This is a genomic window from Anaeromyxobacter diazotrophicus, assembly GCF_013340205.1.
Classification (GTDB): Bacteria; Myxococcota; Myxococcia; order Myxococcales; family Anaeromyxobacteraceae; genus Anaeromyxobacter_A; species Anaeromyxobacter_A diazotrophicus.
The window spans coordinates 336,978-351,832 of the sequence record NZ_BJTG01000001.1 but is presented as its reverse complement, the minus strand read 5'-3'; the positions used below and the strand labels follow the sequence as shown (position 1 = coordinate 351,832).

The window sequence follows — 14,855 nt, the reverse complement described above, 5'->3', positions numbered from 1 at the left end:
CCCCTCAGGCGAGGTATCCGAGGACGAGGCCGCGGGCGACGAGCTTCCAGCCGTCCACCGCCACGAAGAGGAGGAGCTTGAACGGGAGCGCGACGGTCGTGGGCGAGAGCTGCGTCAGCCCCAGCGCGAGGAGGACGTTGGCGGCGAGCAGGTCGACCACCAGGAAGGGGAGGAACACCAGGAAGCCGATGGTGAAGGCGCGCCGCAGCTCGGAGACGACGAACGCCGGCGCGAGCACGGCGAAGTCGGTGCCGCCCACGGCGGCGCGGCCGCCCGGCGGGCGCGCGCGCCGCGCCAGCTCGAGGAAGGTCTCGCGGTCGTCGGGCCGCGCGAACCGCCCGAGGAACCCGCGCAGCGGCTCGGCCGCGGCGGCCGCGGCCTCGAGCGTGCGGTCGATCCCGCCCGCCGGCACCGCCCGGGCGAGGCGCCACGACTCCTCGGCCACCGGCGCCATCACCACCAGCGTGAGCAGCAGCGCGAGGCCGGTGACCGCCGAGGAGGGCGGGATCTGCGGAGCGCCGAGCGCCGACCGGGTCAGCGAGAGGACCACGGCCATCTTGAGGAACGAGGTGAGGACGACGAGCCCCGCCGGGACGAGCGCCGCCGCGCCGAGCAGCACGAGCAGGTCGGCCGGGCGCTCGGCCAGGCCCGCGGGCGGAGCCGCCAGCGCGAGCGGGGTCACGTCCGGTCTCCCGGCCCCGCGGGCCTGGCGGGGGGCAGCTCCGCGACGAGCGTCACCCCGGCGGCGCCGTAGCCGACCACCAGCCGGCGCTCGCCCGTGGCGAGCAGCGCCACCCCGGCGTCGCGGCCGAGCGCGTGGCGCTCGGCGACGCGGAGCTCCGGCGCCGCGCCCGCGGGCTGGCCGGCGCCGCGCCAGGCGAGGAGGGCGATCGCGAGGCCGCAGAGCCCGGTGGCGAGGGCCGCCCCGCGGCCGAGCTCCCCGGCCGCGGCCGCGGCCAGCAGGGCGAGCGCGCCGCCCCCCGCGACGGCGAGGGCGCGCGGCCCCGCGGCCGCCGGCAGGCTCCACGGCCTCACCGCCCCTCCAGCTCGACGACGCGCACCCCGAGCGCCCCGTCCACGTCGACCAGCTCGCCGCGCGCCAGCGCCCGCTCGCCGGCGCGCAGGACCACCGCGCCGCCACGCCGGACGTCGAGCGCCAGCACCGCGCCCGGCTCGAGCCGCGCCAGCTCGCCGAAGGTGACGGTCACCCGCGCCACCTCGACGGAGAGCGTGAGCGGGTAGGAGGCCTGGGTCTCGGTCATCGCGATCTCCTGGACGTGGAAGAGGGAGCCTTCGAGCCGGCCGTGGAGCGCGAGCCCGCCCGGCAGGACCAGCGCCTCGTCCGGCTCCCCTGGATCGAGGAGGAGCACGTCGCCGGGCCCGAGCAGGTCGAGGTCGGCCCGCGCGAGCGACATCGCCCCGCGCCGGAGCGCGAGCTCGAGCGGGAGCTCGGCGGCGGCGGCGGTCGGCGCGCCTGGCCGCGAGAGCGCCCGCAGCGCGGCGGCCGGGACGAGCAGGCGACCCCGCGCGCGCTCCTCGCCGAGCCCCAGCTCGAGCGCGACCACCAGCGCGCCGGGCTCGGGCGCGGCGCCGCCGCCCAGCGCCAGCCGGGGGACGAGCGCCTCGACGGGCCCGCCGCGCACGGCGTCGAGCGCCGCCAGGGTGCAGAGGTCGAGGAGCGCCAGCTCCCGACCGGTCGGCCGCCGCGCGGCGGGCGTGCGGACCGGTTCGCCGCCGAGCCTCTCCAGCGCGCGCGCCAGGAGCAGGGCGTCGACCTCCAGGACGGCGCAGCCGCCGGCGCCCTCGAGCGCGACTTCCACCGCCGCCATCCCCGTCAGCGCCGCGCCCGGGCCGGAGAGCGGGGTGCCGGCGATCTCGACCGCCGCCCCCAGGAGCGCGGTGAGCGCCGCCGCCGCGGCCCGGCTCGCCTCCGCGCCGGCGGCGCGCGCCCCGGGGGAGAGCAGGGCGGCGCCGCGCGTCGCGAGGGGGAGAGCGGAGAGCGGCATCGGGGAGGCGCTGCTTCACGGAACGTGCCAGGCTTCGGGCGTGGAAAACGTGCGTCTACTCGAGGAGCGATGGGACGGGCGGGTCCGGCGACCGAACGCGTGGTCCGAGGGGCGTCCGCGGAGGCGAGCGCCGCCGAGAGGCCCCTCTCCCCGCTGCGCCTCATGATTCGCCACAAGTCGGCCTAGGCACGTCACAGCCGGCCGAGAGGTGCGTGGCCGTCCAGCGGTCGCCGCCTCGTCGAGCCAGGCGGCACCGTCCGGCGAGCGCCGCCGGCGAGGCGCCGCCCCCACGTCCGCGGCGCCGTCCGCGAGATCGGCTCACGATCCGGTACCGCGCCGTCGCGGCGTGAGCGTCGAGCCAGCGGCTTCCGCCTCCTCGCCGCGCGCCCCTGAAGTGCTTCCGCCAGCGAGAGCTGGAGCGCTCCGGCCCGCGTCCTTCCGGAACTGTTCCATGTGCTCCCTGCCGAAGACGTGCTCCGCGTGCAGGGAGTTGTGATCCCAGCAAGCCACTCTCAGGTTGTCGGCGGTGCTGCGCCCGCCGAGCGCGACCGGCTGGATGTGGTCGAGCTCGAGCCGCCTGGTCGAGCCGCAGACGCTCCCGTCCGGCAGGCGGAAGCTGCAGCGGCCGCCGTCCCGCTTCCACACCTCCCGCGCGACCGCCGCCGGGACGTGGCGCGGGTCAGCGGAGGGCGTGGAAGGCGCTGCCCGCGGCTTCTTCACGAGGCCGCGTCGGCGGCCTTCTCGAGGAGGAGGTCGAGCGCGGCGGTGAGCACCGCCTCGGTGTCGCCGTCGGGGATGGCGTGGGAGAGCGCGTCCTTGGCCGCGTCGAGCTTGGCGAGGAACGCCTTCGAGACGGCGAGGTGGTAGCGGCGGAGGTCAGCGTCGAGGGGCACCACCTCATCGCGCGGGCGAGCCGGCGCGGAGAAGAGGTCTGCGTCTCGCTGTACCCCCGGCGAAGTCCGTTCGGGTACAGGCGAGGCGGCCTGCGACTCCGCGGGCGCGCTGACACGCGCCGGCGGCGCGGTGCGCGCGAGCCCCGAGACCACCTCGCGGCGCGGCGGATTCGCGACCGGCCTGAGCTCGGCGACGAGCGCCTCCGCCTCGCGCTTCGAGAGCCCGTAGAAGCGCGGCAGCACCTCGCTCGCGTTCTCCGGGGTGAGCGCCTTCGAGAGCTCGTACACCACCGACATGCAGACGCGGCCGTCGCGGAGCGGCTCCACGACCGCCGGGAAGCGCTGGACGAGCGCGGCCGCGGTCATCCGCCGGGCGGCGGCGCTGCTCGTGAGCCGGAGCTCGCGCTCGAGGTACTGGAAGAGCGAGGCGTAGCCGAGCGTGCCCCACCCGCGCTGACGGTCGAAGTCCGCCAGGGCGACGAGAAACTCGGCGAGTCGGTTCCGCTCCTCGGCGAGGAGCGAGGCGATGCGGCGGGAGAGCGCGCGGGCGTCGGTCATACCGAGAGTGTCTCATGCGTCTTCGCGGCCTCCCCGGACGCACGAGGTTCGCGCCGGGGCCGTTCGGAGGGCGGACGCGGCGAGAACGGGTTCGGCCGGCCGCCGCGCCTCGGAGCGGCTCGGTGCGGTTGCGGGAGAGGCTTCCTCGCGCCTTCGCGTCCGCCGAAGCGCGATCCGCGCGGAAACGCGTCAAGCTCCCATGTGGCACGACCCAGACGATGATTACGATAGGTGAATGTCGGTGCCCGGCCCGCATCCGCCGCAGCCCCGCGTATTCACCCTGGGGACACGTCGTGAGCCGGGCCACGCACCGCCGCGTCGGACGCGCGGCCCCGCCTCGCGTGCGACGTCCGCCCAACGGCCGCGCCCGCCAGCGCGGCGCCGCCCGCCCACCTGCCGCGCCCCTCCCTGCCGAACCCCGCCAGCTCGCGCGAAACCGCTCCGAGCTGCGGGCGGGGTTGCGACGCCCCTCTCCCCGGCCCTCTCCCCGCTGCGCGGGGCGATGGAGAAGAGGGACCCGCGGGATCCCGCCGCCTCGAGGCTTCCGCGAGGATGTGATGAAATCATGAGCCGCTCCGCGGGGCGAGGGGAGCACCGCGGGGCGAGGGGAGCAGGACTCGCGCGCACTCACCTCCTACTCCCCCGCCGGGGAGAGGGCAGGGAGAGGGGGCCGCACCTCGAGAGGCGGCGTCACCGAGAGTGCAGGCGGCCCTCGCGCTCCTCGCGCTCGAGCCGCTGGAGGAGAGCGTGCACCGGCACGGTCCGCGGGGGCGGCTCGTCGCCGGCGAACGCGGCCGCCACCGCGGCCACGCGCGCCTCGCGCCCGCCCCGCGCCAGCTCGGCGGCCAGGGAGGCGGCGGCGGGCCCGTCGCGCGAGACGAGCAGCAGCCAGCGCTCCGCGGCCTCCGGCGCGAGCGCGGCCGACAGGGCGGCGAGGCGCCGGAGGGCCGGGGTCAATCGGCCTTCCGCGGCCAGCGCAGCGACCGCCAGGGGCGGCCGAGGTACGGCGCCGCCGCGAGCCCCGCGCCGAGGAGGGCGGTGGCGCCGGCGAGCGCCAGCAGGAGCGCGCGGCCGCGGCCGGACGGGCGCGGCGGCGGGAGGCCGGGGGCCGCCTCCGCGACGACCACCGATACCGCGGCCGGCTCGAGCCCCGCCACCGCCCCCGCCACCAGGGCCTGGAGGCCCGGCGCGAGCGCCTCGAGCCGCCCGCGCGCCCCCGGCCGCGCCTTCACCAGCACGGCCGCGCGCGGCGGCGGGGCCGGCTCCGCGCGCAGCAGGTCCTGCGGCGGCAAGGCCAGGTGCACCCGCGCCTCGATCACCCCGTCGATCGCCTCGACGCTGCGCGCCAGCTCCCCCGAGAGCGCGTGCAGGTAGAGGGCCCGCTCCTCGGAGGGGGTCGGCACGACGCTGCCCTTCCCGAACACCTCCCCGAAGCCCGGCGGCCGTGGCCGCGGCAGCTCCCGCTCCGCCAGCAGCCGCTGCGCGCGCGGCGCCTCGGCCCGCTCCACCTCGACGCGCCAGGCGCCCTCGCTCCCCTCGTCGCGCCGCTTCTCCGCCCGCACCCCGTCCTCGTCCAGCGCGACCAGGATCTGGTTCGCCTGCCCTTCCTCCAGGCCGTGCAGGATCTCCTCCCCGCCGCAGCCGGCGGCGAGGAGGAGCAGGAGCGCGGGGGACCAGCGCATCGGGGCCTCCCTCACACCTGCGTGTTGACGGCCTGCTTCACCGACTGGGCGCCCTGCTCCACCACTCGGGACGCCACCTCCACCGTCTGCGAGTAGCGGTAGGCGTCGGCCTGGAGCGCGAGGAGCTCGTGGGCGCTGAAGGTGCGGCCCCGCCGCGCCGCCGCCAGCACCGCGTCGAGCCGCTGGCGCGCCTGCTCGACCGCGGCGAGCGCCGCGCGCGCCGGGTGGGGCGCCGGCGCGGCGCAGGGGAGGGCGGAGACCTGGGCGCGCAGCGCCGCGCCGAAGCTGGCGCGCGGGGCGGCGACCGCGCCCGAGGTGGCGGCGGCCGCGGCGGGCGAGATGGGGAGGGCGGCCATGGTCGGGGAGACGCTCAGTGGATGTTGTTGATGGCGGCCTTCGCGCTGTCGTGCTTCACCTTCATGACGTTGGTGACCGAGGTGAACTCCCGGCTCTCGCGCTGCATCGCCTCCTGGAGCTGCAGGTACTGGAGGTTGAAGGTCTGGGCCTGCTGCTGCAGCACGCGCGTCGCCTCGAGGACGTCGCCGCCCGCGTCGGCGGCCGCCCCCGCGCCGGCCGCACCCGCCGCCGCCCCGGCGGCCGGGCCGGTGGAGGCGCGCGCGGCGGAGGCGAGCGCCGGCGCGGCGGCAGCGCGCACCGCCCCCGCCAGCACCGGCCCCCCCGGCACGAAGGGCGCGGCGAGCGCGACCGACGAGGCCACCCCGCTCGCCGCCGCGCCGGCGGCGCCGCGCAGCGCCTCCCGGAAGCGGTCCGGCTCGGCCTTGCGCTCGGTGGTGGGGGCGACGACGAGGGTTCCGATGCGTTCCATGGCGTGAGGCTCCTTTCGGGCGCGGGCAGAGCAACCGCCGTGCCGCGCTGGAACGCCCGCCGCCGCGGGCGCCCTGCGCCTCGGGGGGTCCGGCCCGCGGCCGCCGCGTGCGCGAGCCGGCCGCGGGCCGCCCGGCGTGCTAGCGTTCCTCGGGGTGACCGCGACCGATCAGCTCCGGCAGCTCTCCGACGCCATCGTCGCGGCGCAGCGGCCCATCCGCATCCTCAAGGCGGTCAACTGGGACGCCTCGGTCCACGAGCGCTTCTTCCGCCAGGGCGCGAAGGAGCTGCCGCGCCCCGAGCTCTCGCCGCTGGGCTTCGACCCCGGCGCCAAGCTGAAGGAGCTGCGGGCGCTGAAGCGGCAGATCCGCGGCCGCAACCCGGTCGAGGCGCTCCTGCGCGAGAAGTGCGACGAGTACGCGCTCACGGTGCAGATGCTGGCTGCCCGCGGGACGCGCCGCTTCTACGAGGCCTCGCGCCGCATCTACGGCGACCCGCGCGACCGCTTCCCCGACAGCGCCGTGGACAACCTCGCCATCGCCCGGCTGTGGGCGGCCCGGCCGCGCGCCCGCAACGAGGAGGCGACGCTCACCGCCGAGGAGGCGGCGAAGCAGGTCGAGGCGCTCTGCGCGCCCTACCTCGGCGGCCAGGTGAAGGTGGTGGTCCGCGCCCGCCTCACCGCCAACGCCGCCGCCGGCGCCACCCGCGTCACCTTGAAGAAGGGCGCGCTCTTCACCCCGCGCCAGGTGCACGCGCTCGCCCACCACGAGGGGCTGTGGCACGTCCTCACCTCCACCAACGGCTACGCGCAGCCGGTGCTGACGGTGATGGGCGTCGGCCTGCCGCGCCACATCGAGTCGCAGGAGGGCGGGGGCATCGTGTCCGAGTTCCTCTCCGGCTACATCACCGACGAGCGCTACATCGAGCTCGGCGAGCGCACCATCGCCGTGGACATGGCCGCCCGCGGGGCCGACTACCTCGAGGTGTACCGCTACCTCCTGGCGCGCTTCCCCGCCCCGAAGGCGGCGCAGATGAGCGAGCGCGTCTTCCGCGGCGGGGTGCTGGAGGGCGGCGCGCCCTTCACCAAGGACGTCGCCTACCAGCGCGGGTACTGCCGCACCTTCAACTTCCTGCGCGCGGCGCTGGAGGGGCGCGACCTCGACCTCGTGCGCGCGTTCCTGGCGGGCAAGATGAGCGTGGACGAGGCGGAGCTGGTGCGCGACCTCGTCGAGGAGGGGATCTGCGCCGGGCCGGTGCACCTGCCGGCCTGGTTCGACGACGTCGATCGCCTCAACGCCACGGTCACCCACTCGGTGACGATGAACCGCTTCAGCCTGCCCTCCATCAGCCGCTACTACGCGCGCCGGCGCGAGCGGAAGAAGGCGTGGGCGGAGGGGGAGCCCGCGCCCGAGGGCGCTCAGCCGACCGACGCGCCGAAGAGCCGCCCCACGCCGTAAGTGATGCCGGCCGCCACCGCGGCGAGCCCCACCATCCGCGCCGCCGAGCGGACCGGGCTCGTCCCGGCCAGGAACCCCACCACCGCGCCCACCGCCGCCAGCACGAGCCCCGCCAGCCCCGAGGCGAGCAGCACCGCGGTCGTCCCGTGCAGGAACAGGAACGGCAGCACCGGGATGGTCGCGCCCACCGCGAACATGAGGAACGAGGAGAGCGCGGCGTGGGTGGGCGAGCCGAGGTCCTCCGGGTCGAGCCCGAGCTCCTCGCGCACCAGCGTGTCGAGCGCGTGGTCCGGGTTCTTGAGGATCTCGGCGGCGGTGCGGCTCGCCTGCTCGGTGGAGAGCCCCTTCTGCTTGAAGATGAGCGCCAGCTCGGCCGCCTCCTCCTCCGGTGCCTCGGCGATCTCGCGCTTCTCCAGCTCCACCTGGCGGATCAGGAGGTCGCGCTGGCTCGCCACCGAGGTGTACTCGCCGACCGCCATGGAGGAGGCGCCGGCGAGCAGCCCCGCGAAGCCGGTCACGAGCACCGTGCGCGGGTCGTGCACCGCGCCGGCCACGCCCAGCACCAGGGACAGGTTCGAGACCAGGCCGTCGTTCATCCCGAAGATGGCGGCGCGGATGGACCCGCCGCGGCCGCCGCGGTGCCACCGCTCGCGCACCGCGATGGCCGAGCGCGCCCCCTGCGGCTGGCCCTCGCCCATGCCGGCCAGCACCGCCCGGTGGCTCCGCTCCTCCTCGGCCATCGCCGAGGCCTCGGCCTCGCCGCCCTGCTGCTGGTACTTCTCCGCGTCGTCGCTCTCGTTCTCGAGCACGAGCGGCAGCACGGCGTTGGTCCCGAGCCGCCGCGCCAGCCAGATGAGGACGCGCACCCGCGAGCTCGGCCGGTCGGGCGGGAGCGCGGCCCCCTCCTTCTGCAGCTTCCGGTGCCAGATCTCGGCGTGCCGGCGCTCGCCCTCGGCCAGCTCGCGGAAGGCCCGCGCACGCGCCGGGTCGCGCTCGACGTTCGCCAGTCCCTCGTAGAGGGCGGCGCCGTCGCGCTCGTCGACGAGGTTCTGCAGCCAGAGGTCGGTCCGGGGGGCCATGCGAGGAGGATATCAAGCCGCCCCGGCGCGGTGTGGGCGAGCCTCGCCTCCCCCCGCCCTTTTCGCTATAAAGAGCGGCTCGCACCGGAGCCGACCTTGAAGACCCTGCACACCACCGATCCCGGCTTCCCCGCGGCGTGGGCGAAGCTGTGCGCGCGCGGCTCGGAGGAGGACGAGGGCCCCGTGCGCGAGGCGGCGGCCCGCGTGGTCGCCGACGTGCGCGCCCGCGGCGACGCCGCGCTCCTCGAGCTCACCGAGCGGTTCGACGGCTGGAAGCCCGCCTCGGCGGAGGCGCTCGCCTTCGGCCCGGCCGAGTTCAAGGCCGCCTTCCGCCAGCTGCCCCGCGCCGCGCGGCAGGCGCTCGAGCTCGCCGCCGGCCGGATCACGGCCTTCCACGAGCGCGAGATCGACGCCGAGGTGAAGACCTTCCGCGATCGCGCCGGCGCCACCCTGGGCCAGGTGACGCGGCCGCTCCGGCGGGTGGGGGTCTACGCGCCGGGCGGCACCGCCCGCTACCCCTCCACCATCCTCATGACCGCCATCCCCGCCCGCGTGGCCGGGGTGGACGAGATCGTCGCCTGCTCCCCGGGCGTGCGCGGCACCGGCGAGGTGGACCTGTGGACGCTCGCCGCCTGCCACGTGGCCGGGGTCGCGAAGCTGTTCCGCGCCGGCGGGGCGCAGGCCGTGGCGGCCATGGCCTACGGCACCGCCACCGTGCCGCCGGTCGACAAGATCTGCGGGCCCGGCAACGCCTACGTGGCCGCAGCCAAGCGGCTCGTCTTCGGGCAGGTCGACATCGACATGATCGCCGGCCCGACCGAGGTGGTGGTGGTGGCCGGGCCCAGGGCCGACCCGCGCGAGGCGGCGAGCGACCTCTTGGCGCAGGCCGAGCACGACGTGCGCGCCGTGCCGGTGCTCCTCACCCCGTCCCCGGCGCTGGCCGAGGAGGTGGACGCGGAGGTGGCCCGGCAGCTCGCCGACCTCCCCCGCCGCGAGATCGCGGGCCGCTCCATCGCCGAGCGCGGCGCGCTGGTGGTGACGCGCGACGTGGCGGAGGCGGTGGCGCTCGCGGACGACTTCGCGCCGGAGCACCTGGCGCTGCTCCTCCCCGACGCCGCCCGCTGGGTGAGGCGCATCCGTCGCGCCGGCGCGGTCTTCGCCGGCACCAACACCCCGGAGGCGGTGGGCGACTACGTGGCGGGGCCGAGCCACGTCCTGCCCACCGCGGGCACGGCGCGCTTCGCCTCGCCGCTGTCGGTCGCCACCTTCCGCCGGCGGATGAGCGTGCTCGACCTGTCGCCAGCCGCGCTGGCGGCGGTCGCGCCCGCGGTGGAGGCGCTGGCGGCGGCAGAGGGGTTCGAGGCGCACGCGCGGGCGGTCCGGTTCAGGGTGGCGGCGGGCAAGGCGCGCCCGAGCGCGCCGCGCAAGGTGAGCAAGGGGAGAGGGACGAAGGCGAAGCCCCGCCTGCTGAAGGTGGTGCGATGAGCTGGAAGGAGCACCTGCGGCCGGCGGTCTTCGACCTGTCGCTCTACAGCCCGTTCGACTACGCCACCGCGCCGAGGGAGCTGGTGCGGCTCGACGCCAACGAGGCGGCCTACCCGCTCGAGGCGGACGAGCTCGCCGCCTTCCAGCGCGAGCTCGGGAAGGTCGCCTTCCACCGCTACCCGGAGGTCTCGGCGCGGCCGCTGCGCGAGGCGCTGGCGCGGCGCTGGGGCGTCCGGCCCGAGCAGCTCCTCCTCGGCAACGGCTCGGACGAGATCATCTCCATCCTGCTCACCGCCTTCGGCGGCGGGCGCGACGGCCGGGCGGCGCGGGTGCTCTACCCGGCGCCCACCTTCGGCGAGTACGAGGCCATCGCGCTCGCCCACGGCGCGGTGCCGCTGCCGGTGCCGCTCGACGCGCGGTTCCAGCTCGACGAGGCGGCGCTGCTCGAGGCCATCCGCCGCGAGCGGCCGGCGCTCGCCTTCTACGCCTCCCCCAACAACCCCACCGGCAACCGCTTCGACGCGGGCGCCATGGAGCGGCTGGCGCGGGCGATGGAGGGCGTGGCGGTGGTGGACGAGGCCTACGGCGACTTCGGCGGGGCGACGCAGCTCGGCCGGGTGGGCGAGGTGCCGGGGCTGTTCGTCATGCGGACGCTCTCCAAGATCGGCCTCGCCGCGCTCCGGCTCGGCGCGCTGGTCGGCCCGGCCGACGCCATCGCCGAGCTGCACAAGGTGCGGCTCCCCTACAACGTGAACTCGGTCTCGATCGCGCTCGCCTGCGCCGCGCTCGACGAGCCCGCGGCGCTCGACGCGCGCATCCGGCGGGTGGCCGAGCGGCGCCGCGAGCTCGAGGCCGGGCTGCGGGCGCTGCCGGCCCTCACCGTCTTCCCGAGCGACTCGAACTTCGTCCTGGTGCGGGTGGCGGACGCGCCGGCCGTCTTCCGGGCCCTGCTCGCGCGCGGCGTCCTCGTGCGCAACCTGTCCCGCCCCGGCCCGCTGCACGACTGCCTGCGCATCACGGCCGGAACCTCCGAGGAGAACGAAGCGTGCCTGCGAGCCCTGCGCGCCGTCCTGGCGTGAAAGCTGCCCGCCGCGCGGGCAAGGTGGCGCGGAAGACGCGCGAGACCGACGTCCGGCTCGAGCTCGCGCTCGCGCCCGGCCCGGCCGACGTGTCGACCGGCGTGCCGTTCTTCGACCACATGCTGGAGCAGCTCTCGAAGCACGGCGGCATGGCGCTCACCGTGAAGGCCGAGGGCGACCTGCAGGTGGACGCCCACCACACGGTGGAGGACGTCGGCATCGCGGTCGGCGAGGCGCTGAAGCAGGCGCTCCACGACAAGACCGGGATCGCGCGCTACGGCCACGCGGTGGTGCCGCTCGACGAGGCGCTGGTGGAGGCGGTGGTCGACCTCTCCGGCCGCCCGCACCTCACCTTCCACGCCGACCTGCCCTCCGGGAAGAAGTTCATCGGCGCCTACGACGTGGACCTCACCCGCGACTTCTTCCAGGCGCTCGTGAACCACGCCGCGCTCTGCCTGCACGTGAACGTCCGCTACGGCCGCAACCTGCACCACGTGGTGGAGGCCATCTTCAAGGCCACCGCCCGCGCGCTGCGCGCCGCCACCGCGGTCGAGGGCGGCGGGCTGCCGTCGACGAAAGGAACGCTGTGAACCCGCGTGGCGAGCGCAGGGGCAGCCGGAGGAGGCTGGCCCGGAGCGAGCGGGGGGTCTGGGGGGGCTTCATCCCCCCAGCTCAAAGGAGGCTGTTGTGATCGCGCTCCTCGACTACGGCGCCGGGAACCTGCGCTCGGTCGAGAACGCGCTCCGCGCCGTGGGCGCGGCGGTGGAGGTGACGCGCGACCCCGAGGCGGTGCGGCGGGCCGAGCGGGTGGTGGTGCCGGGGCAGGGCTCCATGAGGGCCTGCGCCGACGCCATGCGCGCCTCCGGCTGCGCCGAGGCGCTCGTCGAGGCGGTGCGGCGCGGCACGCCGGTCCTCGGCATCTGCGTCGGCCTGCAGCTCCTCTTCGAGGAGGGGGAAGAGCACGGCGGCGTGCGTGGGCTCGGGCTCGTCCCGGGCAAGATCGCGCGGTTGCCCGACACGGTGAAGCTGCCCCACATCGGCTGGAGCCCGGTGCGCGCCACCGCCGCCTGCCACCCGCTCTTCCGCCCGCTCGACGGGAAGTACGTCTACTTCGCCCACTCCTTCGCCGCGCCGGCGGACGTGCCCGGCGTGTCGCTGGTGGCGGTGCACGGCGCGCCGTACTGCGCCGCGTACGCGCGGGACAACCTGTTCGCGGTCCAGTTCCACCCGGAGAAGAGCCAGCAGGTCGGCCTCTCGCTCCTCGAGCGGTTCGTGAAGGTCCAGCCGGCATGATCGTCCTCCCAGCCATCGACCTCATGGGCGGCGAGGTGGTGCGGCTCCAGAAGGGCGACTTCGGGACGCGCAAGGCCTACGCCGCTGATCCGGCCGAGGTGGCGCGCGGCTTCGGCGCCGCCGGGGCGCAGCGCATCCACGTGGTCGACCTCGACGGCGCCCGGGCCGGGCGCCCGGTGAACCTCGAGGCGATCGGCGCCATCGCCGCGGCCGGGGTGCCGTTCGAGGTGGGCGGCGGCCTGCGCACGCTCGCCGACGTCGAGCGGGTGCTGAACCTCGGCGCCGCCTTCGCCGTGCTCGGCACGGCGGCGGTGCACCGGCTCGAGCTCGTGCGCGAGGCGTGCGCGCGCTTCCCGGGCCGGATCGTCTGCGGCATCGACGCCAAGGGGGGCGAGGTGGCGGTCGCCGGCTGGGAGCAGGGGAGCGGGCTCCCGGCGGCGGAGGTCGCCCGGCGCGTGAAGGCGGCGGGCGTGGCGCTGGTCGAGTACACCGACGTGGCGCGCGACGGCATGTTCACCGGCGTCGACGCGGCGGGCGCGGCCAGGCTCGCCCGCGAGGCCGGGGTGGAGGTGGTCGCCTCGGGCGGGGTCGCCTCGCTCGAGGACGTGCGCGCCTGCCGCGCCGCCGGCCTGGCCGGCGTCATCGTGGGCAAGGCGCTCTACGAGGGCCGGATCGAGCTCCCGCAGGCGCTCCGGGCGGCCTCGGGCGAGGAGCGGCGCTGATGCCGGCGAAGCGCATCATCCCCTGCCTCGACGTGAAGGACGGGCGCGTCGTGAAGGGCGTCCACTTCGAGAACCTCCGCGACGCCGGCGATCCGGTCGAGGCGGCGAGCCGCTACGACGCGCAGGGCGCCGACGAGGTCACCTACCTCGACATCGCCGCCACCCGCGAGAACCGCGGCACGCTGCTCGCGCTGGTGGAGCGCACCGCCGCCTGCGTCTTCGCCCCGCTGACGGTGGGCGGGGGCGTGCGCAGCGAGGCGGAGATGGTGGCGCTGCTCCGCGCCGGCGCCGACAAGGTGAGCGTGAACTCGGCGGCGGTGAAGGACCCCGGCCTCGTCGACCGGCTGTCGGCGGTGGCGGGCGCGCAGGCGCTCGTGGTCGCCATCGACGTGAAGCGGCGCCCGGCCGGCGGCTGGGAGGTCTACATCGCGGGCGGGACGAAGCCCACCGGCCTCGAGGGCGTCGCCTGGGCGGTCGAGGTGGCGCGGCGGGGCGCGGGCGAGCTGCTCCTCACCAGCATGGACCGCGACGGGACACGCGGCGGCTACGACCTGGAGCTGCTGGAGAAGGTGTGCGGCGCGGTCTCCATCCCGGTCATCGCCTCCGGCGGCGTCGGGACCCTCGAGCACCTCGCCGAGGGGCTCCGCTACGCCGACGCCGCGCTCGCCGCCAGCATCTTCCACGACGGGGAGTACACGGTGGGCGAGGCGAAGGCGTACCTGCGCCAGCGCGGCTTCGAGGTGCGGCCGTGAGCGCGCAGGTGGCGGTCGCGCCGGGCGAGCTGGCCCGGGTGAAGTTCGACGAGCGCGGGCTCGTGCCGGTGATCGCGCAGGAGCTGGACGGCACCGTGCTCATGCTCGCCTGGGCGAACCGCGAGGCGCTGGCGCTCACGGTCGAGGGCGGCCGGGCCGTCTACTGGTCGCGCAGCCGCCGCGAGCTGTGGCGCAAGGGGGACACGAGCGGGCACGCCCAGGAGGTGGTCGCGATCCGGGTGGACTGCGACGGGGACACCGTGCTCTACACCGTCCGCCAGGCCGGGCCCGCCTGCCACACGGGCGCCCGCAGCTGCTTCGACCCGGATCCTGCGGCGGGAGACCCCCCGCCCCACCACGAGCGGTGATCACATGGCCGACGAAAAATTCCTCGCCCAGCTCTGGGCCGTCATCGAGTCGCGCAAGGCGGACGAAGGCGCCGCCGAGAGCTACACCCGCAAGCTCCTCGGGAACCCCAGCAAGATCCGGAAGAAGGTCACCGAGGAGGCCTACGAGGTGAACGAGGCGCACCAGGCGCTGCTCGACGGCAAGGACTCGAAGGACCACCTGGCGCACGAGGCCGCCGACCTCGTCTACCACCTGTTCGTCCTGCTCGCGTCGGCCGACGTGACCCCCCAGGCGGTCTACGCCGAGCTCGCCCGCCGGCACGCGCCCAGGCCGGCCGGGGGTCCTGGGGCCGGCGAAACCCCTTGACCGCGAACTGGTTTTTGTCTTAAAGACGGCCCTTCAGTCACCCGACAGGCCGGGCGTTTTGCCGCCCGGCTTGTCGCCTTTTCGGAACCTTCTCCCCCAGGGAACCACGCATGACGGGTGTGCGAGTCAAGGATGGCGAGTCGTTCGAGAACGCCATGAAGCGCTTCAAGAAGCAGTGCGAGAAGGCCGGCATCCTCTCGGAGATCCGCAAGCGCGAGCACTACGAGAAGCCGAGCGTGAAGCGCAAGAAGAAGGCGCTCGCCGCCAAGAAGCGCGCCCTCAAGAAGATGCGGAAGGCGTTCTAGGCCGC

At 76.1% G+C, this 14,855-nt stretch carries 20 protein-coding genes; 10 read left to right on the top strand and 10 right to left on the bottom strand.

What is annotated here, in order from left to right:
• Window positions 1-4: 4 nt before the first annotated feature.
• The 9 genes from HWY08_RS01590 to HWY08_RS01550 all read right to left on the bottom strand — a co-directional run bounded on the left by HWY08_RS01590 (window position 5) and on the right by HWY08_RS01550 (window position 5,965).
• Window positions 5-682: an EscR/YscR/HrcR family type III secretion system export apparatus protein gene (locus HWY08_RS01590; RefSeq protein ID WP_176062366.1), complete on the bottom strand. Its 678-nt coding sequence runs from the start codon at window positions 680-682 to the stop codon at window positions 5-7.
• Window positions 679-1,035 (bottom strand): flagellar biosynthetic protein FliO, encoded by a 357-nt coding sequence (locus HWY08_RS01585; RefSeq protein ID WP_176062365.1) that lies wholly within the window; start codon window positions 1,033-1,035, stop codon window positions 679-681. Before HWY08_RS01585 ends, HWY08_RS01590 begins: the two co-directional genes overlap by 4 nt.
• Window positions 1,032-2,006: a FliM/FliN family flagellar motor switch protein gene (locus HWY08_RS01580; protein ID WP_176062364.1), complete on the bottom strand. Its 975-nt coding sequence runs from the start codon at window positions 2,004-2,006 to the stop codon at window positions 1,032-1,034. The genes HWY08_RS01585 and HWY08_RS01580 overlap by 4 nt, the downstream gene beginning before the upstream one ends.
• Before the next feature lie 318 nt (window positions 2,007-2,324).
• On the bottom strand, window positions 2,325-2,726 hold the full coding sequence (locus tag HWY08_RS01575) for an HNH endonuclease (protein WP_176062363.1): 402 nt from the start codon (window positions 2,724-2,726) through the stop codon (window positions 2,325-2,327).
• Window positions 2,723-3,457 (bottom strand): DUF222 domain-containing protein, encoded by a 735-nt coding sequence (locus HWY08_RS01570; RefSeq protein ID WP_176062362.1) that lies wholly within the window; start codon window positions 3,455-3,457, stop codon window positions 2,723-2,725. Before HWY08_RS01570 ends, HWY08_RS01575 begins: the two co-directional genes overlap by 4 nt.
• 690 nt (window positions 3,458-4,147) lie before the next feature.
• The gene (locus tag HWY08_RS01565; RefSeq protein WP_176062361.1) at window positions 4,148-4,414 is read right to left on the bottom strand and encodes a hypothetical protein; all 267 of its coding nucleotides are present in this window, start codon (window positions 4,412-4,414) and stop codon (window positions 4,148-4,150) included.
• A complete protein-coding gene (locus HWY08_RS01560) occupies window positions 4,411-5,139 on the bottom strand; it encodes a secretion protein (RefSeq protein WP_176062360.1) in 729 nt (242 codons plus the stop codon). Before HWY08_RS01560 ends, HWY08_RS01565 begins: the two co-directional genes overlap by 4 nt.
• A gap of 11 nt (window positions 5,140-5,150) precedes the next feature.
• A complete protein-coding gene (locus HWY08_RS01555) occupies window positions 5,151-5,495 on the bottom strand; it encodes a hypothetical protein (protein ID WP_176062359.1) in 345 nt (114 codons plus the stop codon).
• A 14-nt stretch (window positions 5,496-5,509) separates the two neighbouring features.
• Window positions 5,510-5,965: a hypothetical protein gene (locus HWY08_RS01550; RefSeq protein WP_176062358.1), complete on the bottom strand. Its 456-nt coding sequence runs from the start codon at window positions 5,963-5,965 to the stop codon at window positions 5,510-5,512.
• Between the two features lie 154 nt (window positions 5,966-6,119).
• Here HWY08_RS01550 and HWY08_RS01545 point away from each other — a divergent pair, with 154 nt between their 5' ends.
• Window positions 6,120-7,421 (top strand): peptidase MATCAP family protein, encoded by a 1,302-nt coding sequence (locus HWY08_RS01545; RefSeq protein ID WP_176062357.1) that lies wholly within the window; start codon window positions 6,120-6,122, stop codon window positions 7,419-7,421.
• Here the strand turns inward: HWY08_RS01545 and HWY08_RS01540 are convergent.
• Window positions 7,382-8,500 (bottom strand): VIT1/CCC1 transporter family protein, encoded by a 1,119-nt coding sequence (locus HWY08_RS01540; protein WP_176062356.1) that lies wholly within the window; start codon window positions 8,498-8,500, stop codon window positions 7,382-7,384. The genes HWY08_RS01545 and HWY08_RS01540 overlap by 40 nt on opposite strands.
• Window positions 8,501-8,596: 96 nt before the next feature.
• Here HWY08_RS01540 and hisD point away from each other — a divergent pair, with 96 nt between their 5' ends.
• The 9 genes from hisD to rpsU all read left to right on the top strand — a co-directional run bounded on the left by hisD (window position 8,597) and on the right by rpsU (window position 14,850).
• The gene (gene hisD / locus HWY08_RS01535) at window positions 8,597-9,985 is read left to right on the top strand and encodes a histidinol dehydrogenase (protein WP_176062355.1); all 1,389 of its coding nucleotides are present in this window, start codon (window positions 8,597-8,599) and stop codon (window positions 9,983-9,985) included.
• Entirely contained in the window at window positions 9,982-11,064 is a 1,083-nt protein-coding gene (hisC, locus tag HWY08_RS01530) for a histidinol-phosphate transaminase (RefSeq protein ID WP_176062354.1), read from the top strand. Before hisD ends, hisC begins: the two co-directional genes overlap by 4 nt.
• Complete coding sequence (gene hisB / locus HWY08_RS01525) at window positions 11,031-11,654, top strand: imidazoleglycerol-phosphate dehydratase HisB (protein WP_176062353.1); 624 nt, start codon at window positions 11,031-11,033, stop codon at window positions 11,652-11,654. The genes hisC and hisB overlap by 34 nt, the downstream gene beginning before the upstream one ends.
• A gap of 97 nt (window positions 11,655-11,751) precedes the next feature.
• Complete coding sequence (hisH, locus tag HWY08_RS01520; RefSeq protein WP_176062352.1) at window positions 11,752-12,357, top strand: imidazole glycerol phosphate synthase subunit HisH; 606 nt, start codon at window positions 11,752-11,754, stop codon at window positions 12,355-12,357.
• Window positions 12,354-13,079 carry a 1-(5-phosphoribosyl)-5-[(5-phosphoribosylamino)methylideneamino]imidazole-4-carboxamide isomerase gene (gene hisA / locus HWY08_RS01515; protein ID WP_176062351.1) on the top strand — a complete coding sequence of 242 codons (726 nt, stop codon included), beginning with the start codon at window positions 12,354-12,356 and terminating at the stop codon, window positions 13,077-13,079. Before hisH ends, hisA begins: the two co-directional genes overlap by 4 nt.
• Window positions 13,079-13,831 (top strand): imidazole glycerol phosphate synthase subunit HisF, encoded by a 753-nt coding sequence (gene hisF / locus HWY08_RS01510; protein WP_176062350.1) that lies wholly within the window; start codon window positions 13,079-13,081, stop codon window positions 13,829-13,831. The genes hisA and hisF overlap by 1 nt, the downstream gene beginning before the upstream one ends.
• On the top strand, window positions 13,828-14,199 hold the full coding sequence (gene hisI / locus HWY08_RS01505; protein WP_235969395.1) for a phosphoribosyl-AMP cyclohydrolase: 372 nt from the start codon (window positions 13,828-13,830) through the stop codon (window positions 14,197-14,199). Before hisF ends, hisI begins: the two co-directional genes overlap by 4 nt.
• Window positions 14,200-14,203: 4 nt before the next feature.
• Complete coding sequence (gene hisE / locus HWY08_RS01500) at window positions 14,204-14,545, top strand: phosphoribosyl-ATP diphosphatase (RefSeq protein ID WP_176062349.1); 342 nt, start codon at window positions 14,204-14,206, stop codon at window positions 14,543-14,545.
• Window positions 14,546-14,655: 110 nt separating this feature from the next.
• Entirely contained in the window at window positions 14,656-14,850 is a 195-nt protein-coding gene (gene rpsU, locus HWY08_RS01495) for a 30S ribosomal protein S21 (protein WP_176062348.1), read from the top strand.
• The last annotated feature ends 5 nt before the right edge of the window (window positions 14,851-14,855 follow it).